25 protein-coding genes and 1 pseudogene are annotated in these 25,986 nt (G+C 68.8%); 20 read left to right on the forward strand and 6 right to left on the reverse strand.

Going from position 1 to position 25,986, the window contains the following annotated elements; all coding sequences use genetic code 11:
• Nucleotides 1-45: 45 nt before the first annotated feature.
• A complete protein-coding gene (locus tag ACZ5DS_RS13985) occupies nt 46-483 on the forward strand; it encodes a hypothetical protein (protein ID WP_468237380.1) in 438 nt (145 codons plus the stop codon).
• Between the two features lie 191 nt (nt 484-674).
• On the opposite strand, the pseudogene ACZ5DS_RS13990 reads toward ACZ5DS_RS13985, so the two are convergent.
• Both ACZ5DS_RS13990 and ACZ5DS_RS13995 read right to left on the reverse strand, forming a co-directional pair.
• Nucleotides 675-1,007, reverse strand: a pseudogene (locus ACZ5DS_RS13990) (transposase); the annotation flags it as partial.
• Between the two features lie 347 nt (nt 1,008-1,354).
• Nucleotides 1,355-2,218, reverse strand: a complete 864-nt coding sequence (locus ACZ5DS_RS13995) for a hypothetical protein (protein ID WP_468237382.1) — start codon at nt 2,216-2,218, stop codon at nt 1,355-1,357.
• A gap of 384 nt (nt 2,219-2,602) precedes the next feature.
• Between ACZ5DS_RS13995 and ACZ5DS_RS14000 the strand changes: the two genes are divergently transcribed.
• The 8 genes from ACZ5DS_RS14000 (at nt 2,603) to ACZ5DS_RS14035 (ending at nt 8,185) form a co-directional block, all read left to right on the forward strand.
• A complete protein-coding gene (locus ACZ5DS_RS14000; RefSeq protein WP_468237385.1) occupies nt 2,603-2,749 on the forward strand; it encodes a hypothetical protein in 147 nt (48 codons plus the stop codon).
• Nucleotides 2,750-2,879: 130 nt separating this feature from the next.
• Nucleotides 2,880-3,335, forward strand: coding sequence for a VOC family protein (locus tag ACZ5DS_RS14005; protein ID WP_468237388.1), 456 nt, complete (start codon nt 2,880-2,882; stop codon nt 3,333-3,335).
• A gap of 480 nt (nt 3,336-3,815) precedes the next feature.
• Nucleotides 3,816-4,145: a hypothetical protein gene (locus ACZ5DS_RS14010; RefSeq protein WP_468237391.1), complete on the forward strand. Its 330-nt coding sequence runs from the start codon at nt 3,816-3,818 to the stop codon at nt 4,143-4,145.
• A 30-nt stretch (nt 4,146-4,175) separates the two neighbouring features.
• Nucleotides 4,176-4,487, forward strand: coding sequence for a pore-forming ESAT-6 family protein (locus tag ACZ5DS_RS14015; protein WP_468238222.1), 312 nt, complete (start codon nt 4,176-4,178; stop codon nt 4,485-4,487).
• A gap of 35 nt (nt 4,488-4,522) precedes the next feature.
• A complete protein-coding gene (locus ACZ5DS_RS14020) occupies nt 4,523-4,921 on the forward strand; it encodes a DUF6507 family protein (RefSeq protein ID WP_468237393.1) in 399 nt (132 codons plus the stop codon).
• A 2-nt stretch (nt 4,922-4,923) separates the two neighbouring features.
• Nucleotides 4,924-7,137 carry a hypothetical protein gene (locus ACZ5DS_RS14025; protein WP_468237396.1) on the forward strand — a complete coding sequence of 738 codons (2,214 nt, stop codon included), beginning with the start codon at nt 4,924-4,926 and terminating at the stop codon, nt 7,135-7,137.
• 27 nt (nt 7,138-7,164) lie between these two features.
• Nucleotides 7,165-7,620, forward strand: a complete 456-nt coding sequence (locus ACZ5DS_RS14030; protein ID WP_468237398.1) for a hypothetical protein — start codon at nt 7,165-7,167, stop codon at nt 7,618-7,620.
• An 88-nt stretch (nt 7,621-7,708) separates the two neighbouring features.
• The gene (locus ACZ5DS_RS14035) at nt 7,709-8,185 is read left to right on the forward strand and encodes a hypothetical protein (RefSeq protein ID WP_468237401.1); all 477 of its coding nucleotides are present in this window, start codon (nt 7,709-7,711) and stop codon (nt 8,183-8,185) included.
• Nucleotides 8,186-8,451: 266 nt separating this feature from the next.
• Here ACZ5DS_RS14035 and ACZ5DS_RS14040 read toward each other — a convergent pair whose 3' ends face one another.
• Together ACZ5DS_RS14040 and ACZ5DS_RS14045 are read right to left on the reverse strand one after the other, a co-directional pair.
• Nucleotides 8,452-8,655, reverse strand: a complete 204-nt coding sequence (locus tag ACZ5DS_RS14040) for a DUF397 domain-containing protein (RefSeq protein WP_468237403.1) — start codon at nt 8,653-8,655, stop codon at nt 8,452-8,454.
• A complete protein-coding gene (locus ACZ5DS_RS14045; RefSeq protein WP_468237406.1) occupies nt 8,652-9,494 on the reverse strand; it encodes a helix-turn-helix domain-containing protein in 843 nt (280 codons plus the stop codon). Before ACZ5DS_RS14045 ends, ACZ5DS_RS14040 begins: the two co-directional genes overlap by 4 nt.
• Before the next feature lie 625 nt (nt 9,495-10,119).
• On the opposite strand from ACZ5DS_RS14045, the gene ACZ5DS_RS14050 reads away from it, so the two are divergent.
• The 7 genes from ACZ5DS_RS14050 (at nt 10,120) to ACZ5DS_RS14080 (ending at nt 20,395) form a co-directional block, all read left to right on the forward strand.
• A complete protein-coding gene (locus ACZ5DS_RS14050) occupies nt 10,120-10,911 on the forward strand; it encodes an ATP-binding protein (RefSeq protein WP_468237408.1) in 792 nt (263 codons plus the stop codon).
• Nucleotides 10,912-11,171: 260 nt separating this feature from the next.
• Nucleotides 11,172-11,747, forward strand: a complete 576-nt coding sequence (locus ACZ5DS_RS14055; RefSeq protein ID WP_468237410.1) for a hypothetical protein — start codon at nt 11,172-11,174, stop codon at nt 11,745-11,747.
• A 92-nt stretch (nt 11,748-11,839) separates the two neighbouring features.
• Nucleotides 11,840-12,133: a hypothetical protein gene (locus tag ACZ5DS_RS14060; RefSeq protein WP_468237412.1), complete on the forward strand. Its 294-nt coding sequence runs from the start codon at nt 11,840-11,842 to the stop codon at nt 12,131-12,133.
• A gap of 46 nt (nt 12,134-12,179) precedes the next feature.
• On the forward strand, nt 12,180-13,496 hold the full coding sequence (gene eccD, locus ACZ5DS_RS14065) for a type VII secretion integral membrane protein EccD (RefSeq protein ID WP_468238225.1): 1,317 nt from the start codon (nt 12,180-12,182) through the stop codon (nt 13,494-13,496).
• Between the two features lie 142 nt (nt 13,497-13,638).
• On the forward strand, nt 13,639-14,931 hold the full coding sequence (locus tag ACZ5DS_RS14070) for a MinD/ParA family ATP-binding protein (RefSeq protein ID WP_468237415.1): 1,293 nt from the start codon (nt 13,639-13,641) through the stop codon (nt 14,929-14,931).
• On the forward strand, nt 14,928-18,935 hold the full coding sequence (gene eccCa / locus ACZ5DS_RS14075) for a type VII secretion protein EccCa (protein ID WP_468237417.1): 4,008 nt from the start codon (nt 14,928-14,930) through the stop codon (nt 18,933-18,935). The genes ACZ5DS_RS14070 and eccCa overlap by 4 nt, the downstream gene beginning before the upstream one ends.
• Nucleotides 18,932-20,395: a DUF6177 family protein gene (locus ACZ5DS_RS14080; protein ID WP_468237420.1), complete on the forward strand. Its 1,464-nt coding sequence runs from the start codon at nt 18,932-18,934 to the stop codon at nt 20,393-20,395. The genes eccCa and ACZ5DS_RS14080 overlap by 4 nt, the downstream gene beginning before the upstream one ends.
• Here the strand turns inward: ACZ5DS_RS14080 and ACZ5DS_RS14085 are convergent.
• The gene (locus tag ACZ5DS_RS14085) at nt 20,373-21,281 is read right to left on the reverse strand and encodes an aldo/keto reductase (protein ID WP_468237422.1); all 909 of its coding nucleotides are present in this window, start codon (nt 21,279-21,281) and stop codon (nt 20,373-20,375) included. The two genes, ACZ5DS_RS14080 and ACZ5DS_RS14085, sit on opposite strands and share 23 nt — an antisense overlap.
• 1 nt (nt 21,282) lies before the next feature.
• Nucleotides 21,283-22,191, reverse strand: coding sequence for an NAD-dependent epimerase/dehydratase family protein (locus tag ACZ5DS_RS14090; RefSeq protein ID WP_468237425.1), 909 nt, complete (start codon nt 22,189-22,191; stop codon nt 21,283-21,285).
• Between the two features lie 45 nt (nt 22,192-22,236).
• Between ACZ5DS_RS14090 and ACZ5DS_RS14095 the strand changes: the two genes are divergently transcribed.
• The 4 genes from ACZ5DS_RS14095 (at nt 22,237) to ACZ5DS_RS14110 (ending at nt 25,964) form a co-directional block, all read left to right on the forward strand.
• Nucleotides 22,237-22,758, forward strand: coding sequence for an Lrp/AsnC family transcriptional regulator (locus ACZ5DS_RS14095; protein ID WP_468237428.1), 522 nt, complete (start codon nt 22,237-22,239; stop codon nt 22,756-22,758).
• A 50-nt stretch (nt 22,759-22,808) separates the two neighbouring features.
• Nucleotides 22,809-23,237, forward strand: a complete 429-nt coding sequence (locus tag ACZ5DS_RS14100) for a MerR family transcriptional regulator (protein WP_468237431.1) — start codon at nt 22,809-22,811, stop codon at nt 23,235-23,237.
• Nucleotides 23,234-23,566, forward strand: a complete 333-nt coding sequence (trxA, locus tag ACZ5DS_RS14105) for a thioredoxin (protein WP_468237434.1) — start codon at nt 23,234-23,236, stop codon at nt 23,564-23,566. The genes ACZ5DS_RS14100 and trxA overlap by 4 nt, the downstream gene beginning before the upstream one ends.
• A 169-nt stretch (nt 23,567-23,735) precedes the next feature.
• Entirely contained in the window at nt 23,736-25,964 is a 2,229-nt protein-coding gene (locus tag ACZ5DS_RS14110; RefSeq protein WP_468237436.1) for a HelD family protein, read from the forward strand.
• Nucleotides 25,965-25,986 lie beyond the last annotated feature (22 nt).

The raw sequence follows: 25,986 nt of genomic DNA on the forward strand, positions 1-25,986 counted from the left end.
AGGCTGGGGGCCTCGACGTGACCGGTCGAACGCAGGGAGGCGGACATGGAGGAGCCGGCCGGGCTGGAGATCATGAGCTCGACCGAGTACGAGCGCAGGTACGGGGCGCGGCGGGATCCCTCGCCTTTGTCGATCGAGCAGATCAACACTCTGTTTCACGACTTTCTGATGGCGGTTGCGCGGCCGAGGCGCGCCGACCGTGACCCCAGCCGCGACCTCACCCAGCGGCTGCGGGACCACCTGGGCACGGCCCCCACGGACCGCCCGGTGGTGAAGGCCGCGTACCCGCCCTACGACCTGCCCAACGTCCACCTCGCCCTGGAACGCTGGTTCGCCACCCAGGGCCGCTCCTACGAGCTGGTCGGCATGCGGGGCGCCCAGCACCACGGCGACATCCTCGAATCCGCCGACCGCTACGAGAGCTGCACCCGTGCCAGTGTGACTGCGAGGGAGGTGCGGACCTGTTTCAGCGGGCCTGGGTGAGTGCCGGGAAGAGCGTGTCCAGGTCTCCGGTGCAAACGGTCACTCCTCCTCGCCCGCCGGGGACGCTGCGGGGTCAGGGTCCGAGGGCTGTGAGCTGGCTGTCGTCCTCGCCGAGGGCGGCGATGAGATCGTTTCGGGCTCGGAAGACGCGGGAGCGGATCGTGCCGACCGGGCAGCCGCAGGTTTGCGCTGCGCTGGTAGGCGGCCCCGAGCATGACTTTGCGGATGGCCTTGACCAGCCCTAAGTGGTGGTCGCCGATGACGAGCCGGACGCCGGTCAGACCGCGTTCGCGCAGGTGACGCAGGAACTCGGTCCAGAACACCTCGGTCTCGCTGTCGCCGACCATCACTCCCAGCACCTCCCGGCAGCCGTCCTCGGTGATCCCAGTGGCGATCACCACGGCCCGGCACACGATCTGGTGCTCGACCCTCGCCTTGCAGTAGGTCGCGTCCAGACAGACGTACGGGAAGCGGACGTGGTCGAGGGGCCTGCTGCGGAACGCGGTCAGCTGGCCGTCCAGGTCCTGACGGGGAACCTCACCCGGCCGCCCCGGCACTCGCCGGTCACGTTCAGGGCGTGGCGTTCGACAAGGCAAAACGCTCGGCCGGGAACCCCAGCCGAGCGCTTCGCCATGCTCCTGGCCGCAGCCATGATCACCCGTGCTGTGACCACCCAAGAACCGCCTCAGATGCCGGTTCCTCGGCGCCAGTTGCAGTCCAGTGTGAAGGTTCAGATACTGCGGCGGAGGAAATGCAGCGACCCCCAGATCACGAGGGCCGCAAGGACCACGCCGATCACCAGTGCCGCGATCTCGCCACCAGGCATTGTTCCGAACATGGCATCCTCCAAGTTGTCATGGTCAGGCGAAGATTAGTTCTTCAGCGAGCCGCCGCGGAAGCCGGTCTCGTCGGCCCAGATGTGCTCGGTCGAGGACCACTCACTACTTCCGACGACCGGGAGATCGACCTTGGCGGTCCAGACCGTCTCCGCGTGCGCGTTGCCGGCGGCCGAGATCCACTTGCTGACTACCGAGTGGGAGAAGCTGGAGCGCGGCACGTAGTCGTAGTGCGAGGCATTCGCGCTGTACACCTTCGTGACCCTCTGGGTGTTGGAGTGGTAGTTCACCCAGATCTTCACCTCAGAGATCTTGATGCCGAAGACCTTGTCGTTGACCCAGTACGAGGCCTTCCAGTCCGCCGCCTGTCCCCTGACCTGGGAAACCGGCACACTGATTCCGCTCGGCGTGGTCAGCATGGTGGAGGCGGTCCGCGTCTCGTCCCCTCCATGGTCCACAACAGAGGCGAGCTCGGTGGGCGCCATTCCTGAGACGACGCCATCACCGTGGGCGTCATCGTTCACAAACGGCGAGGGCGGGTTGTCGCTGCCGATGGTCCCCGAGACGGCATCGTAGTTGGGGTCGACGCCCGTGCTGTCCGTCGTTCCGTTCAGGAAGGCCACGAACTTCTGAGTGGTTGACGGATCCTTGATGTAGTCCAGGAACTTGGACTGCTTGTCGGCGGAGAGCTTGCTGAAGCCGTTCAGCGTTTGGATGGCAGCGGTGTCGCCTGCGTCGATCTTTGCCTTCAGCCAGCCCTCGTACGCGGCGGGAGACGCCGTCGGACTGGCGATGATCGACGCGTGGCTCGCAGGTGCCGCCGCCACCAGAGCAGCGGCAGTGAGCGTGGTGGTGACCAGACCAGTGACAGCTGATCTGACGGAGAAGGCGCGGTGCATTGAGAATGTCCCCCCTGAAGCTCGATGAGCAGGCGCGGGGATGGTCAAGAGCGGCCCCCGCGGCGCCGTCCCCCTGTTGGTCCTGCTGTTCGGCGCGAAGTTGATGTTGGTCAACTCCCGGCAGATTGCCAAGTCAGAACCACCCATCTCAGAGGAACATTTGAGGTTGCGCCAGGCGCCCAGGGCGTGACGCGGGACTGAGAAGCTGTTGTTCGTTCCGAATCTGAGGGCGACGTTTTCGCTGGTCAGGCATAGGGCTGGTGATTCGGTGGGAGTGGTGGCGTGTCGTGTCGTCGATCCTCAGGAGGTCGCGGATGCCGTCGGTCGTCGGACTGCTGGAACAACACCGGACTCGGCCTCGGCAAGGACATCGCGGACGAGGTGGTGACCCGTACGGAAGGCACGACGGCTTCCTTCACCAAGGAACTGGTCCGCCGCTCCGTCCTGATCGCGGCGGAACGCGAGTCGTCGCACACGGAGCCGGACGACGTCAGCGCCGCCCTCGACGAACTCCTCTCCGACCGCGACTAGCTGACCCGCCGCCTGCTCGGAGTACGGGGCGACGAGGAGGGGGAGGGGCTGCCGGGCCCGGACGAGGACGACTTCTAGGACCTGTTGCGAAAGAGGATTGTCTGTCAGACCTGCCTGGGATGCTCCGAGCATGGAGATGACAGTGCAGCTGACGATCGACTGCTCCGATCCGCAGAGAATGGTGACTTTCTGGGCCGAGGCCCTGGGCTATGTGCCTGAGCCTCCGCCGGGCGGGCATGCCACGTGGCGTGCTTACTGGGCGGCGGTGGGGGTGCCCGAGGCAGAGTTGCCGGCGGGTGCCGGGGATATTCCGGAGTCGATCATCGATCCCGTGGGACGTGGACCGCGGGTGTGGTTCCAGCAGGTTCCGGAGCCGAAGGTCGCCAAGAACCGGTGGCACTTCGACCTCAAGGTCGGTGGGGGCCGTGACGTCCCACTGGACGTCCGCACACAGCGGGTCAAGGCTACGGTGGAACGGCTGGTCAAAGCTGGTGCCACCGTGCTGCGGATCAAGGATGAGCCGGACATGGGGCTCTACGCCGCCGCCATGCAGGACCCCGAGGGCAACGAATTCGACGTCGTCTGAGGGCCGTTGCGACGGTGCCGGTCACAGCTACTCGTTCACGGCTGCGACCAGCACAGTCGCCTCGTAGCGGGCGGAGAGCTTCTCGTACCTCGTGGCGTGGCCACTGCCCTGTGCCTTTAAAGTCGGTTGATTCCGCACTCGACCGCATGGCGCTCGCGGTAATCCACCGCATCGAAACGCGGCGGTCGGCCGCCACGTGAGCCGAGCTTCCTGCGGTTGCGGGCCTGTTCAGCCTTGTATGGGCTGGTGCAGCGGACTCCACGGCGGCGCAGGTAGGCGCGGTTCTTGCGGGAGGAGTACGCCACAGGTACCGGCTCCACCCAGGTCATGTACAACGCGGCCAGCAGCGACTTCGGGGTCGGGTGTTGCCGTCGACCGACCGGATCACGCCATGCGGCAGTCAACTGCGTTGCGCCTGCAACCCCTTGTGCGACAATGTGTTCGAGTTATGGCACGTAAGTGACGTACGGGGGTGGACTGATGAAGTTCGACATGGGGTCGACGACGCTTGCGACGCTGACGAAGAGCACGAGCGGGTCGAGTGACGACCTGGGCACGCTGATCCAGCAGTTGATTGCCGCGGCGCAGCCGTTGGAGGGGAAGTTCAACGGCGAGGGCAAGGTCATGTTCGACTCGTTCAAGCGGCGCGCGGACGAGATCACCGCCGCGCTGAACGGGTCGTTGGCCTCGATCCTGGGCGGCCAGTCGGGGATGGACACCGCGTTCGCCACCGGTGACCAGGAACAGTCCGACAACGCGCACCAGACGATGAGCGCCGCGAACTTCGACGCGGCCCGCTTCCGCGGCTGACCACGGCCGAACCACAAGGGGGATGTGAGCATCATGGCCAACCAGGACCGTCGCTCGTACGACACCGGTGCCTCCGCCGACGTACAGGGCAGTCTGCAGGGAATCATCGGCCGCCTGGAGACCGTACTGGGCGACCGCGAGCGTGCCGTGAAGGCCGCGATGGCGGACTACCAGGCGGACGGCGTCTCGGACGAGTACCACGGCAAGGAAGTCCGGTGGCACAAGGCCGCAGGCGAGGTCCGCGACATCATCCAGCTGGTCCGCACCACGCTGGAGAAGAATGACGCGACCGCGCAGGCCACGCTTGCCAAGGCGAAGGCGGCGGTCGACAACATCGGCTGACGCGGCGGCAGATACGGGGGACGAGGGGGAATGGCATGACGGGGTGGGACATCGATCCGGCCGGTGTGCACGGCGTGCTGTCCAAGGCGAGGGCCGCGGCGAAGGGCATGGCGGAAACGCATTCGGCCATGCAGGGCAATCTGGAGGAAGCGGCCTCGGCGGCGGGGACGCTGACCGATCAGTACGGCCCGTACACCAGCACGGCCGGGCTGGTCGGTTCGGCGCTGGTCCAGTTCCTGGATCACTGGAGCCGGGATCTCCTCTACATCGCCGAGCGGACGTCGAAGTCCCTGAACGGGGCGGACCAGGCCACCGGCCACTACGTGCACGGCTCGCTGGAGCAAGCGGCGAACGCGCAGCAGGAGGCGGCCAGGGAACCGAAGGTGGACCTGCCCGGTCAGGGTGAGACGGGCCGTCGCACGGAGGGCCGGTAGCGGTGGGCGACGAGGAGAAGCTCATCAACCCGTCCGGCATCCCGCACTTCATAGGCGACCTGGCCACGCTGGACACCGACGTGATGCTCCTGACCGCGGACGCGGGTCAGTTCCGCGCCTCCGGCTCGGATGTGCACACCGAGTTCCAGGGCCTGTCCGCGTTCTACAAGGCGCCCGAGGCGGAGCAGCTGTTCGCCACCACGCTCCCGGTGAAGCAGAAGTCGGACGCGTTCGCGGACGACTTGGAGAAGGTCGCGTCCGCGCTGTCGGATTACAGCACCGAAGTCCAGCCGCTGGTGAAGAAGCTGGAAGCGCTCAAGGCGGATGCCACCGCATTCGTGAACTCGGTGCAGGGCGATGACGACTGGCGCAAGGACCAGGACAAGTGCGACCACAACAACGCCCTGTGGCGCGACGTCAACCACACCGTCGCCGCCTTCCAAGCCGCCGAACTCGCCGCCTACGACAAGATCATGGCGCTGATCGGCGGCACCCCGCTGACGGTCGACGACGGCTCGCACGGCGAGAACACGTACGGCTACACCGTCGACTACCTCGACCATGCCAAGGAAACCCCCTGGGGCGCTCCGGTCGAGCGGGAGTACGAGGGCTTGGCCTGGCTGGCCCATCAGGGCAAGCAGGTGTGGGACGGCGTCTGGCACGACGGTGTCATCGGCACGATCAAGGGCCTGGGCACCATGTTCGGCGCGGACGGCTGGGACGCGGCCGGCGCGGCCTGGAAGAACCTCGCCAAGCTGAGCACGGCCTCCTACCTCACGACCTCCACGCTGGGCGTCTGGTGGCTCACTCCGGACGACAAAATGCCCTCCTGGCTGCGTGATTCGCGCACGGTCTACAAGCAGACGGCGAAAGGTTTCGTCGCCTACGACCAGTGGAAGACCAACCCGGCCCGCGCGGCCGGCGCGACCGGCTTCAACATACTGACGGTGGTCGGCACCGAAGGCGCCGGCGCGGCGGCCAGCGGCGCGGGCAAGGCAGGCGCCGCGGCCCGCACTCTGTCGACGGTCGGCAAGGTCGGCCGGGCCCTCGACCCGGTGACGTACGTCGGCAAGGCGGGCAAGTTCGCGTTCATCAGGGTCGGCGACACGTTCACCAGGCTGAAGAATCTGCAGGCCGGGGCGTATCTGGATCTTCCGGAGAGGTACCGCCTGCCGGAATCTGTGCACCGGATTCCTGAGGATGCCATCCCGGACGTGGACGCCAAGGGCAACCTGATCTATCTCACTCGGGACGGCGACGTCCTCCATGCTGACGGTAGCCTCCGCCAGCACGCGCATGAGGCGGCGCACGAACTCGCGGCGAACGACCACAGCGAATTGGATGCTGCTGCCCGTGCGGATCACTCGCATGAGCTGGTCGGGGCCGACGCACGGGCGGAACATGGCGCTGGCGCCACTCGGCCTGGTGGGCGGGAGCCGGGGCAGACAGGCAGGGACGTCGGCAGCCACGCCGCCTCGCATGACGGCCCTGCCGGCGGATCCGCTGGCGGAGAATCGTTTGATCGACCCGGGGCCAACAGCGGAAGAGCCGGGCATGGCTCGTCTGGAGCCGGATACGGCGACGGTGCTCACGGCTCCGAACCCCACAACGCGTCGGCCGATCACGACACTGCGGATACGCGTGAGGCGCATGATCCATCTGTCGAAGAGAACAACCACGGGTCTGAAGCTCACGCAAACGGAAGCCCCGAGGGCGAACCCGATTTCACACGCCGCGCGCTGCCGCCGGGTACGGCCGATCGCACCTTGCGCGAGATGCAGGCCATGCGCCACAGCCGGGCCCGCTACAAGGGCGCGGAGGACTACGCCCGCCAGATTGCGGGCGGCGCGCCCGAGCGGCACTATCGCGTACCAACCCACGACCATCCTTACTACCCTGTAGAGGGACGAGGGGGGCGTAACGTCGATGTTCCGGTGGATATGCCGGGCGGCCGCACGCTGGCCGTGGAGGTGAAGCATTATCTTGGATGGCGAACGATCAAATTCAAGGACGGCAGTAGCCGCGCCGTAAGGGGTGAAGTCCCCTTGAGCGATGGCATAATCGAGCAGATCAACAAAGATCTGACGCTGCGACGATTGGATCCCAAGTACGATCCTCGCTGGGTCTTCCTGCACGCATCTCCGTCGCAGGCTCTGAGGAACTATCTCATACAGGCTCGCATCATCTTCGTCGAGTATGGGCCGCCCCCCAAATAGCTATCAATCCCGTGAAAGGTGCAAGTCGTGGTGAACGCGGATGAGCCGGATCTCCAGGAATGGAGTGCGGAGAGGCGCCGGAACGCCATCGATATTGCGGACATGCTTGGGGTGTCTCCCGAGATCTACACTCATGACCCAATGAGCGTCATTCCGGCGTTGGACGACTACGCATCGCGTGCTCCCCTGGATGAATTCGCAGAGTCCGACTGGATTACCTTGCATGTCGACTTGGTGTCCTTCCTTGCGGACTTCCTCATCCAGAGGCACGGCGCGCGTTGGATTCTCATGGACGATCCCGCGGGGCCTGTCGGATACCGCTATCTCATCGAGGCAATCGGGTCCGATGGGCAAACCCGCCAGATCGACCCCTTCGAGATCGTGAAGATGGAATTCGCCGCCCGCCCCATCGAGATAGTCCGAATGCTGGCCACAGCTGAACTCACTTTGAGTCTCGCCTCACAGGTTGGCGATGTTGAGTGAGGGCGATTCCAATCGGGTTGGGCGCAGATGACACTGGTGCTAGGTGACTGCGAGCGTGGCATTGCGCGCTCCAGTAGCCTGTGCGGCTATGGCTGACATATTTGAGCTCACGCTTACGTTGGACTTGTGTGACGAGTTGTCGGTGGAGGAACTCGCAGAGCTCCGATGGCATATCGGAACGGGGCCGATGCCGGAGACTCTCCGTATCGTGACCGAATTCCCGGTCGTAGTAGAGGGCGAAGACGGGGAGCCCGTCATCGAGGACCATCCTGAGCCTCTTCTGGGCCACCACGGTGAAGGCTGCAAGGTTGGGGGTGCACTTGTCTCGGTGCTGCTGCGCCGGCAGGACACAGGGCGTGGTGGCTGGGCTCTGACCAGTCGGCAGGAAGTCCACCCAGACGATTTCGAGCGTACTGGTGAACTCCTCAGCTGGCTCGCGACCAAGGCCGGCGACCGGCATCGACGCTTCGACAGTAGCGTTGACCTGGGATGGATCCGGTTCTACGAAGAGCGCCAGCCCGAGCCGTTGGTAGTGCGAGACGGCTCAGTCGTCTGGCCGTCGTAGATCCACGTCCACGCCCGGTCATCCCTGTGCCCGCCGCGTGTGTGGAGGCTTTGCTCTCGCCTGCGGTACACCTGCTATCCGGGAGAAGCCGGTTGTTTGCCGCCTGTGGTCGGGCCGCTTGTAGATGAAAGACCTGATGAGCACGGCCGGGGCCCTGACCTTACGGACTGGCTCTGATGCCGGAGGTGCCTCAGGCTGAGCGAGGTCCAGTCCACCGGCAGACGTCTGCCCCGGATCGAGGGCGACTACGACAACGAGGGGTCGCACTACCCCTTCGTCACACCCTCTATGAACATGGCGAAGGTGTTGGCCGAGACGGTGAATGTGCCTTCGTGGGTCGTCTTCGAGTCCCGTATGGCCACGTGGGTTTGGAGGTCGGCGACCTCTATGCACTCGTTGTCGGCTGCGCTGTAGCTGCTCTTGAACCAGGCAGTTGCCGAGAGTCGGGCGGTAGTCGGCGAGTGGTTCATCGGGTGAACTCCTGTCGTGCCGCGGCCAGCAGATCGATGCTGACCGACGTGTCGGCCGCTTGGGAACGCAGGTAGTCAAACATGAGTTTGTAGCTCTGTACGTCGGCGGGGGCATCAAGGTAGAGCCCCCGCTTGTGGAGTTCCAGGTAGACCACGTTCATGCTGTTGAGCGGATCGCCCTCGTCGTCACGCCCGAGGATCAGGAAGTGGCCGCCGGAGCCGGCCGCGTGAGCCCCCGCAGCGAACTGGAGGACCTGGATGTCCACGTTGGGGATCTGAGCCATGGTGTGGAGGTGGTCGATCTGCTCTGCCATCACGTCATCGCTGCCCACACGCCGACGTAGGACCGCGTCATCGAGTACCACCCACAGGTGCAGCGCGGGCGAGCGTTCCAGGATCGACTGGCGCTTGATGCGGGCATCCACCTTGCTCGCGATTACGGTCGCTTCGGTGCGGACGTCCTGTGCCTCGTGCAGGGCGAGCGCGTAGCACGGAGTCTGGAGCAGGCCTGGCACAAGGGCGTTCGCGAAGACGTGTTCGTACTCGGCGACATCCTCGAAGGACATGAGTGGGTCCATGACCTCGGGCACGGCGGGATGGTCCATCCACCAGCCGTTCTCCTGGTTGCGGACGAGCTGGATCAGGGTGTCCAGTTCCTGGGAAGTGGCTCCGCACGTGTCCGCGAGTGCCCTCACTGTGGGGATCCTGAGCTTGGCGCGGTCTTGCCACGTCTCGTATCGGTTCACCGTCCCGACGGAGACGCCCGCATGCTTGGCCACTTCGGACTGCGTGAGTCCGGCCCGGGCGCGAAGTGCCTTGAGCCCACGGGCGATCTGCATGCGGCTGGCGGGGCCTGCTGATCCTCGTACGGTCACCGTCTTGTCTCCCACTCGGCCGTCATCGTGGCTGGTCTTCCGTCTGCGGAGCGGCAAGCAGAACGGGTGCGGCGCTCGTGCTTGTGGCTCTGGTCATCAAGTTCACCCCGTCGGGGGACAGTTGAGCCAATCGAGTATCGAGGGTTGAAATTCAATGGCAGCATACTCAATGGATGCGTTGCGTATTGAAGCGGTCGCGGATCGTGGCTGTCCGTGTGGTGCGTGCGTATGCCTGTCCCGCCAGCTCGATCTCGTCAAAAGGAGCCTCCGTGCGACGGCTGATCAGGAAACTCGTTGATTGGACGAGGCCATCCTTCTCTTCGACTCCGCACGTCCCGGAGCGGTGTGTGTCGCTGCCTGTCCAGTGTCGGGTCGCTCGGCCCGCCCCGCCGCCTCCTGCCCCCACCGTCCGCCAGTGGTACGAGCCCATTGACGGCTCCACCACCCCACTGGTCCGCCCCTACCTCACGGCATACGAGCGTGGGGAGAAGTCCCGCCTGCGGCGCCTGCGGCGTGATGCCGTGTGGTTGGCTGCGTACGGCGTCGACCTCGACACTCGTGACATTCACGCCTTCCTGGGAGCGGCGTCATGAGCGACGAAGCGGACCACGTACGGCTCCTGCCCTGGAGCGGTGCCCACGGCAAGCCCTGTCTCCTGCTCACGGATGGCGGTGACGGTTTCGCCTCCCGGCTGGCGGACCGGATTGAGGACGCGCAACTCGGGCTCGCCGGGCGGCTGCTCGGCCGGACACGGGACGTGCTTGCACAGGAAGGCGCGCCGGGTGGTGAACACCAGTTGCTGACTGGTCAGTTGGCGGATGCTCTGGCTGACGCTTTGTTCATCGCCAAGTCGCGGGGTGCTCGGCTCGGTGGGCAGCAGCCGACCCTCCCGGATGGAGTCTCCGCCGCGCCCTCGCCCGCGGAGGTAATCCGTGACGTACTGACGTACTACCCCGCCAGTCCTCGGGCTTATACCCTGCTCACCCTCCCCGGTCATGATCTCGCTTCCGCTCGTCTTGCCCGGCGTCATGTGCGCGACGCCGCCCGGTCCTGGGATCTCTCTCCGGATGCTGCGGACAACCTGGAATCGATCACCGCAGAACTGGTGGCGAACGCCCTGGAACACAGCTGCAGTGATGCCGTAAGGGTCACCTGCGCCCTGACTGCTGGAACGGTCACGATCAGCGTGACGGACGAGGGTAACGGCCGTACACCGGCGGCTCCGGCATTGCCCCAGCCGCCGAGCCCCGAGCAGGAACACGGACGCGGGCTCCTGATCACCGCCGCCCTTGCCGCTCGCTGGGGCACCACGCAAAGCGGCGACGGCCTGATTGTATGGGCCGAGATCGTTACCACTAGGGCTGCCGACGAAAAGGCTTGACCTGCGGATTTGCGGCGCTTCGTGCGTCATCACCCCGTGATGTCATGGGGAGATTCCCGGAGCTTCGTGTCCGTGTCGGTGAAGGCGAGGTAGTCCCGCTGAATCTGAGGCATGCAGGACACGCACCGTTCTGCCTCGCTTTCGGCGGGACCGGACAAGAGTGGCCATCCTGCTCTGGCAAGATCATGCGCCGATAGCATCCGACCGGGGCCACACAGACCAGCGCGGCAACGCGAATGATCAACGGGGAGTGAGGAAGCATGCGTACGACCCATGCCATCTCGGCATCGGCGGGCGCCTTGGTGCTGGTGGCGACACTGGCCGGCTGCAACGGCGTAGATTCTGGAAGTTCTGGCGCCCAGCCATCGGGTACGTCGTCGGCCAGCCCGACGATCCTCCGCTTGGGCGAGGCAAGCCCGGTGCAGGAAAGCACCGAGCAGGCGTCCAAGGACGCCAAGTACACCGTCACGGTGACGACGGTAAAGACCGGCACCGAAGCCGACATGGACCACTCCGGCCTGGAGCAGGGTCCGACCGATAGGCCCACCGTCCCGGTCTACGTGCGGGCAACTCTCAGCCACAAGGGCGGCAAGGCCATGAGGGTCGGCGACATGACCGCGGACCTGATGATCAACCGCACCAAAGCCCTCATCGTGTGGATGGGCGAGGCAACGTGGCCCGATTGCCCGCCGTTCGACGAGGAGAAGAAGCTGAGTGCGGGGCAGTCGGAGAAGATCTGCCAGGTCTTCCTGATCCCCGCAGGCGAGAAGCCAGCCGAAGTCCAGCTGTGGCAGGGTTACTACAACGATCCGGTGCGCTGGCGGGTCCAGAACTGATCCCTGGCCATGTCATGAAGTCGAGGAACACCGGCCTACATTTATAGATCCACTAAGGCGCAATCCCGTACCCGGCGAACTGGAATCAAGACATGTCAGCCCAGGACTACGACAGCCAGCTACTTGAGTCCGTCTCCGTCCGGCGTCGGCGGTTGCGGGATGCCGTGCTGTTCGGTGGGCAGCGGCAGCGGCGGACCGTGGACGAGCGGCTGGGCAAGGTGTTTGCGGGTGTGGTGATCGCAGCGGTGTTGTGTGCCGGGTGTGTGGGGTGGTCGTTCGTTTCGCATCGGGTGCTCGGCAAGAGTTCGACCCCGTACGGGACCTCGACCACCGTCCCGTCCTCGCCGCCTGCCGAAGCACCCGCTGCTGGGTCTTCGGCCCGGTGATAAGTTCGAACACGTGATATCTACGGGGGCATCGGGCCGTACGGGGCTGGCGTTGAGCCGGATCACCCTGGTGGGGGAGCGTCGGCGGGTCGACCTTGTGCTGCCGTCTCAGGAGCCGGTCGGGCTGCTGCTTCCCGAAGTGATGCGGCTGCTCGGCGATCAGGTGAGTGCGCGTCCGCAAACGCGTCATCTGGTGACCGGCGACGGCAGTGCCCTGGACCCCGACGCCACCCTGGAGTCGGCGGCCGTGATGGATGGTGCCGTGCTGCGGCTGGTGCGCGTCGAGGACGCGCCGTCCGCGCCCGTCGTCCACGATGTGACCGACGAGGCTGCCGACGATCTCGACGTACGGGCTTGGCGGTGGGGGCCCGCCGCGCGGCGCGTCGTCGCCGGGGGCGCGACGGTCGGGTGGGCGCTGGCCGCCTCCGCCCTCGCGCGGCAGGAGTTCGCCGCGCAGTCCGTGGGTGCTGTGCTCGTCGTTGCCGCCGTGCTCGGCGCGGCCGCGGGTGCCGTGCTCGGCCGGGCCGGATTGCGCGGGCTCGCCGGCACGCTCGTCGTCACCGGTGGAGTGCTGGGTGCGTTCGGGGCGTGGAGCCTCGGTGATGCTCACGGCTGGTCGGGCGCTGTGCGGCTCGGAGCTGTCGTTGGCGTGGTGGCCGTCACGTTGCTGCTCCTCGGACGGTGCTCGCCACTCGGACGTGGTGGAGTCTTCGGCGCTGCCGCGCTCGTCGGGGGCGGGGCGTGCTGGGAGATCGCGCTCGCCTTTCAGCCGGTGGGGCGGGCCGGTGTGCTGCTCGCCGTCGTGTCGGTGGTCGTTCTGGGGCTGCTGCCTCGGTTCGCGTTGATGGCATCGGGGCTTGCGGGGCTCGATGACCGGCGCTCGGGCGGTTCTTCCGTGAGCCGCTATCAGGTGTCTACGGCGCTCGCGGCCACGCACCGCGGGCTCGCGCTCGCGACGGTCGTGACGGCCGTATCCGCCGCCGCGGCCGGGGCGCTCGCGCTGCGTACGGCCTCGGTGTGGACAGTGCTGCTCGCCGTGGCTGTCGCGCTGGTGCTCGCGCTGCGGGCGCGGGCGTATCCCCTGGTCCCTGAGGTCGTCGCGCTGCTCGTGGCGGCCACGGCGGTGGCGGTTCGGCTGGTCTGGGTGTGGGCGCAGCAGTGCGGTTCCGTCGGCCCGCTCGCGGCGCTTGTCGTGCTGGCACTCGTTCCGCTGGCCGTCCTTGTGGTGCAGCCTCCCGAGCATGTGCGGGTGCGGTTGCGCCGGTTCGGTGACGTGCTCGAGTCGGTCGGGGTGATCGCACTGTTTCCGCTGGTACTCGGCGTTTTCGGGGTGTACGGGCGGCTGCTCGGCACCTTCGCGTGACCGTGAGCATGAGGCGACAGGGATGAATCGGGCTCAGGACGGTTGGCAGGACGAGGTGCTGCGTGAACTGCGAGGCGGTGCGCAGGTAACGCCCCTTCCGGGACAGACGGATGAGGGTGACGCCGCGGAGCGCGGAGGTTCGGTGGAGCAGGAGGACACGGCGGTCGCCAAGGCTCCCCTCCCGGTCCGCCACCCCGACGAACAGCGCCCCAACCCGGGGCAGCCGCAGCTCTCGGGCACGGGGTCGTCGGCAACCCCCGGTGAGGTACCGGGGCAGCGCCCCGAGCAGTCGGCACCCCTGCCTGAGCGCGTGCCGCAAGCGGCGACCCAGCCTCGGCTCCCCGAACCGGCCCCCAGCACACCAGGAACGCACACGCCCGTTCCCGACCAGCGCATGAACACCCAAGGGCAGGGCGCCCCGGTCAACCACCCCACGGCACTCCCCGCTGCCCCGCCCACGGGAAGCGGCACGCCGGCGGTCCGTCCCCGCCCCGCCGCCCCCAGCCGCCCCTTCCCCACCCCCGAGTCCGTCCCCACCATCGACCCACGGCTCGCCCTCGCCATGGGAAAGCCCTCGCACGGGGACTCCATGGCGCGGCGGACCGGAGAATCGATCCGGCGGCTCGCCTCCTCGGCGTCGCAGGAGGTCGCCGAGGAGACACGGATCGGGCGGGAGTTGCAGCAGCCGGTCACCACGGGCCGGGTGATCGCCGTGACGTCCATCCGGGGCGGCGTCGGCAAGACGACGGTCGCCGCGCTGCTCGCCCGTACGTTCAACCACTACCGGCACGATCCGGTGCTCGCGCTGGAGGCGGACGCCGCGCTCGGCACGCTGCCGGTGCGGATGGGGGCGGAGTCGGTGCGGTGGTCGTGCACGGAGCTGGCTCAGATCCTCACTCCGTCGATGCAACTCACTGACGTCACCGGGTACTTGGTGCCAGTCGCGGACGGCGGCTGGCTGCTGCCCGCGAGCCAGGGGCGCGTCGGCGCCCCGCTGGACATCCGTACCTACCGCAAGGTGACGCTCGCACTGCGCCGCTACTTCGCCGTGACGGTCGTGGACTGCGAGACGCTGCCCGGGGAAGTGGCCCGTACCGCGATGGACACCGCGCACGCCCGCCTGGTCGTCGCTCCGCTCACCGCCGAGGGAGTCGGCGGCACGCGCGTCGTCCTCGACTGGCTCGCCCAGCTGCCGCACGCGGCCCTCACATCCACAGTCGTCGCACTCACCTCGGGCACCCCGGATCTCAATCTCGACCTGAAGGCGGCCACGGCGCATCTGCGGGAGACAGGGGTCACCATCGTGCACCTGCCCTACGACCGGCATCTCGCGGCCGGCGGACCCATACGGACCGAGCTGCTCGGTTCGTCCACGCGCCGCGCGGCCACGCAGCTCGCGGCGGAGGCGCTGCAGCGGGCGGTGCGGGTCCGATGACGCAAGCCCTGGTCCACCGTCCCGCCCGGGCCACCCGCCCGCTGCTGCCGGCCGAGGCGCGCACCATCGAGCCGCCGCCGAACCTGCCCGAGGGCAAGACGGGCAGCGCGGCCACGGCACTGCTGCCGATGGCCGGTGTCATGGGGTCCGTGGTGATGATGACCGTCATCCGGTCCAGTCAGTTCGCGGGCCTGGGCGCGGTCGTGCTGGTCATCGCGCTGCTCGGCGCCGTGGCACTGTTCCTGTCGCAGCGGGGCAGGGCGCAGCGGCAGCGGCGCGTGCAGCGCGAACGGTATCTGGAGTATCTGGAGGAGCTGCGTGAGGAGTTGGGTGCCGCCGAGCGGGCACGACGGCTCGCGGCGCGCGAGTTGAACCCTCCGCCTTCGGCCCTGTACGACCTGGTGCGCGATCCCGCGCGGTTGTGGGAGCGCCGGCGTACGGATGCCGACTTCCTGCGGGTCCGGGTCGGCGTCGGTGATGTACCGGTGCAGGATGTGGTGGTCGGGCAGAGCTCGGCGGGCGGGGTGCTCACGCCTCCGGACCCGTTCATGCTCAACGAGGCACGGGCGCTGCAGGCCCGGTTCAGGACCACCGCCGACCATCCGCTGACGGTGCCGCTGGATCGTGCTGGCAACGTGAGCGTCGTAGGTGATCGCGAGGGCGTGCTGCGGGTCGCGCGGGCGCTGCTCGTGCAGGCCGCCGTCACGCACGCACCGGACGACATGGCGCTGGCACTCGGCGTGCCCGGGGAACGCATGGCGGAGTGGGCATGGGCGAAGTGGCTGCCGCACGTCCTCGACCCCGACGAGCAGGACGGACCGGTGGCCGCTCGGCGTATCGCGCCCGACCTCGCTCAGCTCGCTCGCCTCATCGGCGCAGACCTGAAGAAGCGTTCCTCGTACGCCGCCGAGGTGCGGCGCGGCCTCTCGGACCGCTCGGCACTGAGTCTGGGCGGCAGACTGCTCGTGGTCAGTGACGAGTACGGCGGGAACGCAGCCGAGCTGCCCCGTCCGGACACCGCCGTGGACCTGGGTGACATGGGGGTGACCGTGCTGCATCTGCTCGCCGAGCAGGTGCACGAGCCCGGTCAGGTGTCCGTGCGGATCACCGTCGACGGGGAGCAGGTCGTCGTCGAGGATCTGCGGGGCGAACGTGTCGTGCAGGTCTCGGGTGTCCTCGACCCGGTGGGCGCCGGGGTGGCCGAGGGGCTCGCCCGCATGCTCGCGCCGCTGCGTCTGTCCCCCGAGTCCGCCGCCGAGGGCACGCCGGTGTCCGGACCGGTGGACTTTCCGGAACTGCTCGGCATCGATGATCCGGCCGCCCTGGATCTGGGGCGGCAGTGGGCGCGGCGCGGCGACCGTGACTTCCTGCGGGTGCCGATCGGGCTGGACGACCGGCACGAGCCGGTTCTGCTCGACCTGAAGGAGTCGTCCGAACTCGGCATGGGGCCGCACGGGTTGTGCGTCGGTGCAACCGGTTCCGGCAAGAGCGAGCTGCTGCGCACCCTGGTGCTCGCACTGGTGACGACGCATCCGCCCGAGGATCTGGCGATGGTCCTCGTGGACTACAAGGGCGGTGCCACCTTCGCGCCGTTCACGAACCTGCCGCACGTGGCGGGTGTCATCACGAACCTGGAGAACCAGGCCGGTCTCGTCGAGCGCGTGCACACCTCACTGGCCGGTGAGATCAAGCGGCGTCAGCAGGTCCTGAAGGACGCGGGCGACATCGCCGACATCGGGCACTACCGGGCGCTGCGTGACACCGGTCGACCGGACCTCGAACCGCTCCCGCATCTGTTCGTCGTCATCGACGAGTTCGGTGAACTCCTCACCGCCAAACCGGACTTCATCGACCTCTTCCTCTCCATCGGCCGGATCGGCCGCTCCATAGGCGTCCATCTGCTGCTGTCCAGCCAGCGGATCGAGGGCGGCAAGCTGAAAGGCCTGGAGACGTATCTGTCGTACCGGCTCGGCCTGCGCACGTTCTCGGCCGACGAGTCGCGTACGGTTCTGGAGACTCCGGACGCCTTCAATCTGCCGCCGCTCCCCGGTTTCGGCTATCTGAAAGTCGACACATCGACGTATACGCGGTTCAAGGCGGGGTTCGTCTCCGGCGCATACCGCGGTCCTGCGCTGCGCGCTGCGTCCGCCGCCGACGAGCCGCTGGCCTGGGCGTATCCGCCGTACAACACCCTGACGGTACCCCCTGGGGAAGTGAGTGACGACGCGGCGGTCGCGCCACGTGAGCGGGAGAGCGGGCCCACCGTCCTGTCCACCGTGGTGGACCAGCTCGTGGGCTCGGCGGAGCCGGTGCGCAGGATCTGGCTGCCGCCGCTGCCCGACGCGGTGACGCTGACCGGGGCGGCCGGACCGGTGCAGGCATCGGCGGACGGGCTGCAACTCGCCCATAAGGAAGGGACGTTGCAGCTTCCGCTCGGCGTGCTCGACGCCCCCGAGCGGCAGTGGCAGGGCCGCTGGGTGCACGACCTGAACACGGCGGGCGGGCACACGGCCGTCATCGGCGGCCCCCAGTCCGGCAAGACCACGCTGCTGCGCACCCTTGCCCTGTCCCTCGCCCTCACACACACCCCGCGCGACGTCGCGATCTATGGTCTTGACCTGGCCGGTGGCGGACTGGGCGTCCTGTCCGGTCTGCCGCACGTCGGCGGGATCGCCGGGCGCGCCGATCACGAGCGTGCGGCCCGCACGGTCGCCGAGGTGCACGGCATGCTCGCCGAGCGCGAGGCCGTCTTCCGCGAGCACGGCATCGACTCCGTCGACCAGCTCCGCCGCCTGCGCGCCCAGAGCCGGCTGCCCGGGCTCGGCTCCACGGACGTGGTGCTGCTCATCGACGGGTTCGGTGCGCTGCGCGACGAGTTCGCCGAGCTGGACGACGCGGTGGCCGAACTCCTCAAACGGGGCGGCGGCTACGGCATCCACGTCGTGGCGGGCATGCTCCGCTGGAACGACGTACGCATCGCCGGCCAGTCGATGTTCGGCAGCCGGATCGAACTGCGGCTCAACGACCCCGCCGACTCGTCCGTCGACCGCAAGCTGTCCGAGACCCTGTCGGCCGACACCCCGGGCCGTGCCCTCACCGACGGCAGACAGTTCGCGCACGTCGCCCTGCCCCGCCTCGACGCGCTCGCCTCGACCGCCAACCTGGGGCCCGCCCTCGAAGACGCCGCGCACTCCCTGCGGGCCACCTGGCACGGAGAGCCGGTCGCTCCCGTACGGGTGCTGCCCACCCGGCTGCCCGCGGGGCGTCTGCCCTCCACCGCTGCGGTACCGCACGCCGTGCCGATCGGAGTCGACCAGGACTCCCTCTCCCCGGCCGTCCTCGACCTGTTCGGTGCCGACCAGCACCTCCTGGTCCTGGGCGACAACGAGTGCGGCAAGACGAACCTCCTCAAGCTTGTCTCCCGGTCGCTCGTGGACCGCTACGGCGAGGACGAGCTGGTCTTCGGCGTCTTCGACCCACGGCGCGGCCTTCGTGGCGTGATCCCGGAGCCGTATCGCGGCGGTTACGCGCACAACGCGAAGCTGTCCGCCGCGCTCGCCACCGGCATCGCGACCGAACTGGAGAAAAGGCTCCCGGAAACCGCCGATCCCGACGCGGTGAACGACGAACCGGCCTTCATCGGACCTCGGATCGTGATCCTCGTCGACGACTACGACATCCTCACCACGGCGGGCCGGCAGCCCCTCGCCCCGTTCCTGCCGTACATCTCCTCGGCCCAGGACATCGGACTGCACTTCGTCGTCGCGCGCCGCGTCGCGGGGGCCTCGCGCGCCCTGTACGAGCCGTTCCTGACGACCTTGCGCGAGACCGGCGCGACAGCGCTCGTGATGACGGGAGACCGCACGGAGGGCCAGCTCTTCCCGGGTCTGTACGCCTCCGTACAGCCGCCGGGCCGGGGCACTCTGGTGCGCCGCGGCCGCCGCCACCAGCTGATCCAGACGGCCCTCGCACCGCAGACCGACCCCATGGAGACCCCGGCGTGACCAAGGACGTCATCGCGCTCACCCCGAAGATGCCCGACACCAGGTCGCTCCTGACAGGTCTGTACGCCGGCGGCCCCGAGCTGAACCTGACCGCCACGGACGACGGCGCGGTCGTCCAGCTGTGCACGGCGGCGGGCCTTCCGCTGGTCTCGGTCGAGGCCCCGCTGCTCGTCCACGTAACCGGCGAGGCCGAACGCCTTCTCGGCCCTCAACCGAACACGCCCGAGCCACCGTTCTGGTGGACCGAGACCCGCGCCTCCACAGCCGTCCCCGAGGCGGAAGCCCTCGCGGGATCCGTCTGCGGACGCCTGACGATGCTGCTCGGTGGAACCACCTGGCCACCCGGGGCGGCGCACACCGCACGGGTCGCCGTCCCGGACGACTCGACAGGCCCCGCGTCCCCGAGCGCCTCGGACGACGACGGCCCCGCCCAGGCAGCCACTTGGGCCCTCCCCGCCGTCGACGTCCTGACCGACTCGACCGCCGTCGTCCTGGCCGACCGCCCCGTCGTCCCCCTCACCGTCTGGTTCTCGGACATCCTGCGCATCACCGCACAGGCGAACCGTGCACTCCACCTCGTCACGCCGCCCCGGGTGCGCCTCACCCTGCCGCTGCGCACCGCACTGGGCGGCGCCCCCAACCGCTGGGTGATCCAGGATCCCGCCGGCGGCTACTACGACGGCCTGTCCGGCGTCTCACTCGCCTGGCGCGACGGCACGTTTCTGCCGACCGGCACCACCGTCGCCGACGCCTTCACCGCGGCGGTCACGCCCGCCGGACACCGTCAGCTCACCGTCTCCTTCCGCACGGTGCACGCGGCCGACGCCGACCTCGTGCTCGGCCGCGCCCTGGAGGCCGCCTGGCGCCATCTCACCGGCGCACCGCCCGCCGGTTGGGGGACCGCGGAACCCGTCAACCTCCCGTGGTCACCACGTCAATTGACCGACCTCGCCCGCAACCGGGCGCCTGCCCCCACGCACCTCATCGCCATCGGTGCGCCCCACCATCCCGCCATCGCCACGCACCGCATCACGCGCACCACCGCCGGCGTCGCCGAGGACACCACCCTCACCCTCGGCCACACCGATCCCGCCGACGTCCCTCTCGGCGCGCTCGGCTCCCTCGCCGCGATGCTGGTCGAGGAGCACGGCCTGACGACGATGCTCACCACGGTGCGCGCCGCGCGCGCCGACCTCACCCTGCCCGCGCACCTGGAAGCCCCGCCCCTCCCGGTTTCTTTCACCCTCGGCTCACGCGACGTACGGACGATCGGTCTCGCCCACGCCCGCCGCCCACCCCTTGCCACACAGCCGCGGCAACTCGGTTCCCCCAGCGATCCGGCGCTCCACTACCCGCTCGGTGATGGAACCGACCCCGAAGCCTGGACGGCACTCCAGAACCTGGCAGGCCACCTCAGGAACAGTCCGGGGTCGGCGGTCAGGAATGGCTCCGCGGTGTGATCTGCACCCCGCCCAACCGGTCCAGTTCCTCCGTGCTCAGCACCAGCTCCGCCGCCCCCGCCGAATCCCGGGCGCTCTGCGGACGGCTCGCGCCGGGGATCGGGACCACGGCCGGCGAGAGCGTCAACAGCCAAGCGAGGCACACCTGTTGCGGACTCACCCCACGCTCCCTCGCCACCTCATGGAACGCGGCGAATCGCCCGTCGCCGCCCGACAGCCCCGACGGCCCGTCCAGTGAGCTGCGCGAGATCCCGCCCAGCGGGCTCCAGGGCAGGAACGCCAGCCCCAGCTCGGTGCACAGCCGCAGCTCCGGGTCGCTGTCGCGGACCTCGGGGGAGTAGCGGTTCTGGACCGACACCAGGCGGTCGCCGAGGATCGCGTGGGCCCGTCGGATCTGGTCGGCGTCCACGTTGGAGAGGCCGACGAGTCGGATCGTGCCTGCGTCCAGGAGGTCGCGCAGGGCGCCGACGGACTCCTCGAAGGGTACGTCCGGGTCGGGCTTGTGCAGCTGGTACAGGCCGATCGCCTCGGCGCCCAGCCGCTTGAGGGAGGCCTCGGCGGCCGCCTTGAGGTGGCGGGGCGAGCCCGTCACCGTCCAGCTGCCGTCGGCCGGGCGGCCCCGGCCGCCCTTGGTGGCCACGAGGACGTCGTCCCTGTCACCGCCGTAGGTCGCGAGGGCACGGGCCAGGAGCAGTTCGTTGTGGCCGGGGGCCTGGCCGGGCAGATGGTAGGAGTCGGCCGTGTCCAGCAGGGTCACGCCCGCGTCCAGGGCCGCGTGCACCGTGGCCAGGGCGCGCTCCTCGTCCGGGCGGCCCTCGATCGACAGCGGCATGGCGCCGAGCCCGACCGCGCTCACCCGGACCCCGCCCAGCAACCGGTACCGCATGTCAGTGGTCCTTTCCGAGGGTCTCGGCGACGGCCTTCGGCAACCACCGCCGTACGTCCCCGAAGGTGAAACCGAGCCGTGCGGCACGGGAGTTGTCCATGCCGTAGCGGCGGAGGAAGGCGAAGGGGGAGACCTCGGTGGAGTCGGACACCTCGAACACCGACTCCCCTTCGGGGAGCTGTGCCGCCACCGCCGTACACAGTTCCTCCAGTGTCAGCAGGCCGTGGGAGGCCGCGTTCACCGGGCCCGTGAAGTCCTCGCCCGCGACCCAGAACAGGAAGTCGGCGATCTCCTCCACGTGGATGTACGTCGCCGGGTGCGTGACCGGTGGTACGGCGATGGGGGCGCCGGTGCGGATGCGGTCGGCGTAGTGCTGGAGGCGGCCTGTGAAGTCGTCCTCGCCGCCCAGTACATGGGCCACCCGGACGGACACGAACGGAAAGCCGGAGCCCGCGAACACCGCCTCCGCCTGCCGCTTGCCCTCGCCGTAATGCGCCTCCAGGAACCCGGGGTCGTCCCAGGGGAGTTCCTGGTCCACGGCGACCGTGGCCGGGTCCACCGCGCTCTCCGGTACGAGCGAGTCGGAGTCCTCGTGCTCGTACACCTCCACCGTCGAGGTCATCACATAGCGGCCGGTGCGCCCGGCGAAGACACGGCGGGCGATCTCCGCCTGGCGCGGGGTGTAGCAGACCTGGTCGAGGACGACGTCGAAGACGCGGGTGCCGATCGCCTCAGCCAGGGCCTTTTCGTCGTCGCGGTCGGCCGTCAGATGCACCACGCCCGCCGGGGGAGCGGCCGAACCCCGATTAAGGACCGTGACCCGGTCGCCGGCCGCCAGCAGACGGGCGATCAGCCGTTTGCCGAAATAGCGGTTGCCGCCTATGACCAGTACCTCTCGTGCCTTTCGCATGACCATAATTCTCCGGGCGTCACATCCGTTCCTGAAGGGGGAGACATGGGAGACAAGGCTGCCGCACCGAAAGAACAACGGCATCTGCGGGCCGTCGCCGACGAAACATCAGTGGTCTTCGACGCGGTGGACCGGCAGCTCCTCGAACTGCTGCAGACCGAGGGGCGGATCAAGCTCAGCGAGCTGGGGCGACGGGTCAGCCTGAGCCCGGCGGCCGTCGCGGAGCGGGTGCGCCGGCTGGAGGCGGCGGGAGTGGTCGAGGGGTACGGCGCCCAGGTCGCGCCTGCCCGCCTCGGCTACGGCATCCAGGCCTTCGTCCGGGTGAACCCGCACGGCGGCTACACCCTCAAGCACCCGAGGACCCTGGAGCTGATCGACCGCCCGGAGATCACCGAGGTGCACCACGTGGTCGGCGAGGACTGCTGGATCCTCAAGGTCGCGGTCACCGACACCGTGCACCTGGAGGAGGTCCTGGAGCAGATCTCGGCGCTGGGCCGTACGACGACCTCGATCGTGCTGACCTCGCCGGTGCGCCGGAAGCCTCTGCTGCCTCCCGTCGTGCCTTGACTGCCGCCCGTCTTGCCTTGACGCCGACGTCAACGCCTACGGTCGTGGACATGCGAATCGGCGAGCTGGCCGCACGGGCCGGGACCACCACCCGCACCCTGCGCTACTACGAGGCACGGGGGCTGCTGCCCGCACGGCGCGACGACAAGGGACACCGCACGTACGACGAGGCCGACGTCAGGCTGCTCCGGCAGATCCGGACGCTGCAGGACTTCGGGTTCGACCTGGAGGAGACACGGCCGTTCGTGGAGTGCCTGCGCGCCGGGCACCCGGAGGGCGACTCCTGTCCGGCCTCCCTCGTCGTCTACCGGCGCAAGCTGGACGAGCTGGACGCGCTCATCGGACAGCTGACGGCGGTGCGGGAGCAGGTCGCGGGGCAGTTGCGGCGGGCCGAGGAGGCCCGGGACGAGCTGGCCGCCGAGGCGCTGGTTCCGGGGGGTCCGGAACCCGTGTGCGAGCTGGGAGGGCTGACACGGTGAGCTTGGCGAGCGGACTGGCCGAGGTGACGGACGCGGACTTCGAGGCGGAGGTGATCGGCGCGGACCTTCCGGTCCTGGTGCAGTTCACGGCCGACTGGTGCGGGCCGTGCCGGCAGCTGGCGCCGGTGCTGAAGGACATCGCCTTCGAGGAGGGCGACCGGCTGAAGATCGTCCAGCTGGACGTGGACCGCAATCCGCAGACGACGGTCTCCTACGGTGTGCTGTCCACCCCGACGCTCATGGTCTTCCGGGACGGTGAGCCGGTGCGGTCGATGGTGGGGGCACGGCCCAAGCGGCGGCTGATGGAGGAGCTGGCCGACGTGCTGTAAAGCGGAGCCGCCCACGGAAAAATCCCCCGAGCAATTGCGCTCGGGGGATTTCTGTGCGTATATTCAGTGGTTCGCGACTTCAATTCGATTGGGTCGCGGAGAAGTTCACTGAGCAGAGTATATCCGGGCGGGAGCGGAATTGTCAAACACCGATTTTCCACACGATGAATTGCGGCACGAGCAGGAATTCATCGACGGACTGTACGCGCGCGTGGACATGCTGCGCGGCGAGGCCGAGACCTCGGTCGCCGACGCGCTCGCCCAGGGGGACAAGCCCATGCAGGCCCGGCTGGAGCGGGACATCCTGGTCGCCGAGCGCTCGGGGCTGCTCGCCGCGCTGAACGCCGTCGACGGCTCGCTCTGCTTCGGCCGGATCGACCTGGCCGGCGGTGTCAGCCACCACATCGGCCGGATCGGGCTGCGCCAGGACGACGCCGAGCGCACACCGGTCCTGATCGACTGGCGGGCCGACGTCGCCCGCCCCTTCTACCTGGCCACCGGTCACACCCCGATGGGCCTGCGCCGCCGCCGGCACATCGCCACCCGGGGCCGGACCGTCACCTCCCTGCACGACGAGATCCTCGACCTCGGGGACGCCACCCGCACCGGACACGAGGACCCCACCGGGGACGCCGTGCTGCTGGCCGCGCTCGACTCGGCGCGCACCGGCCGCATGAGCGACATCGTGCAGACCATCCAGGCCGACCAGGACCGCATCATCCGGGCGCCGCACCGCGGGGTGCTGGTCGTCGAGGGCGGCCCCGGCACCGGCAAGACCGCGGTGGCGCTGCACCGGGCGGCCTACCTCCTCTACGAACACCGCGAGCTGCTGGCCCGCCGGGCGGTGCTGATCGTCGGTCCGAACCCGGCCTTCCTCGGCTACATCGGCGAGGTGCTGCCCTCGCTCGGCGAGACCGGGGTGCTGCTGGCGACGGTCGGCGAGCTGTTCCCCGGCGTGAAGGCGACGGCGGCCGACAGCCGGGAGGCGGCCGCGGTGAAGGGCCGCGCCGCCATGGCCGACGTACTCGCCGAAGTCGTCCTCGACTGGCAGTCGCTGCCCGACCCGGTGATCGCGATCGAGCACGACCGCGAGATCCTGATGCTCGACGACGGCCTGGTGAGCGTCGCCCGTGAGCGCACGCGCGCCGCCAAGCTGCCGCACAACGTCGCCCGCGAGCACTTCGAGGGCCACATCCTCAACACGCTCACCGAGCTGTACGCCGAGCGCGTGGGCACCGACCCGTACGACGGCAGCAGCCTGCTGGACGCCTCCGACCTCACCCAGATCCGCGACGAACTCGCCGAGAACCCCGAGGTCTGGGCGGCCATCGACCAGTTGTGGCCGATTCTGACGCCCCAGCGTCTGGTCGCGGACTTCCTCGCCGATCCCGTGGGCTACGTCTCCGACGAGGACGCGGCCGCCATCCGCCGCCCGGTGACGCGGGCATGGACCGTGGCGGACGTGCCGCTGCTGGACGAGGCGGCCGAACTGCTCGGCGTGGACGAGCGGGTGGCCCGGGCGCGGGCGGAGCACGAGCGGGAGACACAGGTGGCCTATGCGCAGGGCGTTCTCGACGTCTCCTACGCCTCCCGCACCTACGAGTTCGAGGACAAGGAGGACAGTGACCCGGACGCCTCCGAGGTCCTGTCCGCGCACGACATCATCGACGCCGAGCGGTTCGCCGAGCGGCAGGAGGAGGACGACCACCGCAGCGCGGCCGAGCGGGCGGCGGCCGACCGCACCTGGGCGTTCGGGCACATCATCGTCGACGAGGCGCAGGAACTGTCGCCGATGGCGTGGCGGCTGCTGATGCGGCGCAGCCCGACCCGCTCGATGACCCTGGTCGGAGATCCGGCACAGACGGCGGAGGCGGCCGGTGTCGGCTCCTGGTCCCAGATCCTGTCGCCGTACGTCGAGGACCGCTGGGAACACACCCGCCTGGGCGTCAACTACCGCACCCCGTCCGAGATCATGGACCTCGCGGCGGCCGTGGTCCGCGCCGAGAACCCCGACTTCGAGCCGCCGAGTTCGGTCCGCTCCACCGGTGTACGACCCTGGGTGCGGGACGCGCGCGACGACCTGCCCGGCGCCGTGGCCAAGGCCGTCGAGGAGCTCACCCCGGCCGAGGGCCGGCTCGCGGTCATCGCCCCGCGCCATCTGCACCGCAAGCTGGCGGCGCGGCTGGACGGGGTGACGGCGGGCGCGGAGCCGGACCTGACACAGACCGTCGTCCTCCTCGACCCCCGCCAGTCGAAGGGCCTGGAGTTCGACTCGGTGCTGGTGGTCGAGCCTGGGCTGTACGGGACGAGCGATCTGTACGTGGCACTGACACGAGCCACACAGCGGCTGGGGGTACTGCACACGGGACGACTGCCGAAGGTGCTGGCCGAGGACTGATCACACCGGTCTGCCCTGTGTA

The organism is Streptomyces sp. NPDC031100 (genome assembly GCF_055570785.1).

What these genes read in the sequence shown, in the direction of transcription:
- ACZ5DS_RS13985 (WP_468237380.1), top strand. Translation starts at nt 46, where the DNA reads ATGGAGGAGCCGGCCGGGCTGGAGATCATGAGCTCGACCGAGTACGAG.
- ACZ5DS_RS13995 (WP_468237382.1), bottom strand. Translation starts at nt 2,218, where the DNA reads ATGCACCGCGCCTTCTCCGTCAGATCAGCTGTCACTGGTCTGGTCACC.
- ACZ5DS_RS14005 (WP_468237388.1), top strand. Translation starts at nt 2,880, where the DNA reads ATGGAGATGACAGTGCAGCTGACGATCGACTGCTCCGATCCGCAGAGA.
- ACZ5DS_RS14010 (WP_468237391.1), top strand. Translation starts at nt 3,816, where the DNA reads ATGAAGTTCGACATGGGGTCGACGACGCTTGCGACGCTGACGAAGAGC.
- ACZ5DS_RS14020 (WP_468237393.1), top strand. Translation starts at nt 4,523, where the DNA reads ATGACGGGGTGGGACATCGATCCGGCCGGTGTGCACGGCGTGCTGTCC.
- ACZ5DS_RS14035 (WP_468237401.1), top strand. Translation starts at nt 7,709, where the DNA reads ATGGCTGACATATTTGAGCTCACGCTTACGTTGGACTTGTGTGACGAG.
- ACZ5DS_RS14040 (WP_468237403.1), bottom strand. Translation starts at nt 8,655, where the DNA reads ATGAACCACTCGCCGACTACCGCCCGACTCTCGGCAACTGCCTGGTTC.
- ACZ5DS_RS14045 (WP_468237406.1), bottom strand. Translation starts at nt 9,494, where the DNA reads ATGCAGATCGCCCGTGGGCTCAAGGCACTTCGCGCCCGGGCCGGACTC.
- ACZ5DS_RS14050 (WP_468237408.1), top strand. Translation starts at nt 10,120, where the DNA reads ATGAGCGACGAAGCGGACCACGTACGGCTCCTGCCCTGGAGCGGTGCC.
- ACZ5DS_RS14055 (WP_468237410.1), top strand. Translation starts at nt 11,172, where the DNA reads ATGCGTACGACCCATGCCATCTCGGCATCGGCGGGCGCCTTGGTGCTG.
- ACZ5DS_RS14060 (WP_468237412.1), top strand. Translation starts at nt 11,840, where the DNA reads ATGTCAGCCCAGGACTACGACAGCCAGCTACTTGAGTCCGTCTCCGTC.
- eccCa (WP_468237417.1), top strand. Translation starts at nt 14,928, where the DNA reads ATGACGCAAGCCCTGGTCCACCGTCCCGCCCGGGCCACCCGCCCGCTG.
- ACZ5DS_RS14085 (WP_468237422.1), bottom strand. Translation starts at nt 21,281, where the DNA reads ATGCGGTACCGGTTGCTGGGCGGGGTCCGGGTGAGCGCGGTCGGGCTC.
- ACZ5DS_RS14090 (WP_468237425.1), bottom strand. Translation starts at nt 22,191, where the DNA reads ATGCGAAAGGCACGAGAGGTACTGGTCATAGGCGGCAACCGCTATTTC.
- ACZ5DS_RS14095 (WP_468237428.1), top strand. Translation starts at nt 22,237, where the DNA reads ATGGGAGACAAGGCTGCCGCACCGAAAGAACAACGGCATCTGCGGGCC.
- ACZ5DS_RS14100 (WP_468237431.1), top strand. Translation starts at nt 22,809, where the DNA reads ATGCGAATCGGCGAGCTGGCCGCACGGGCCGGGACCACCACCCGCACC.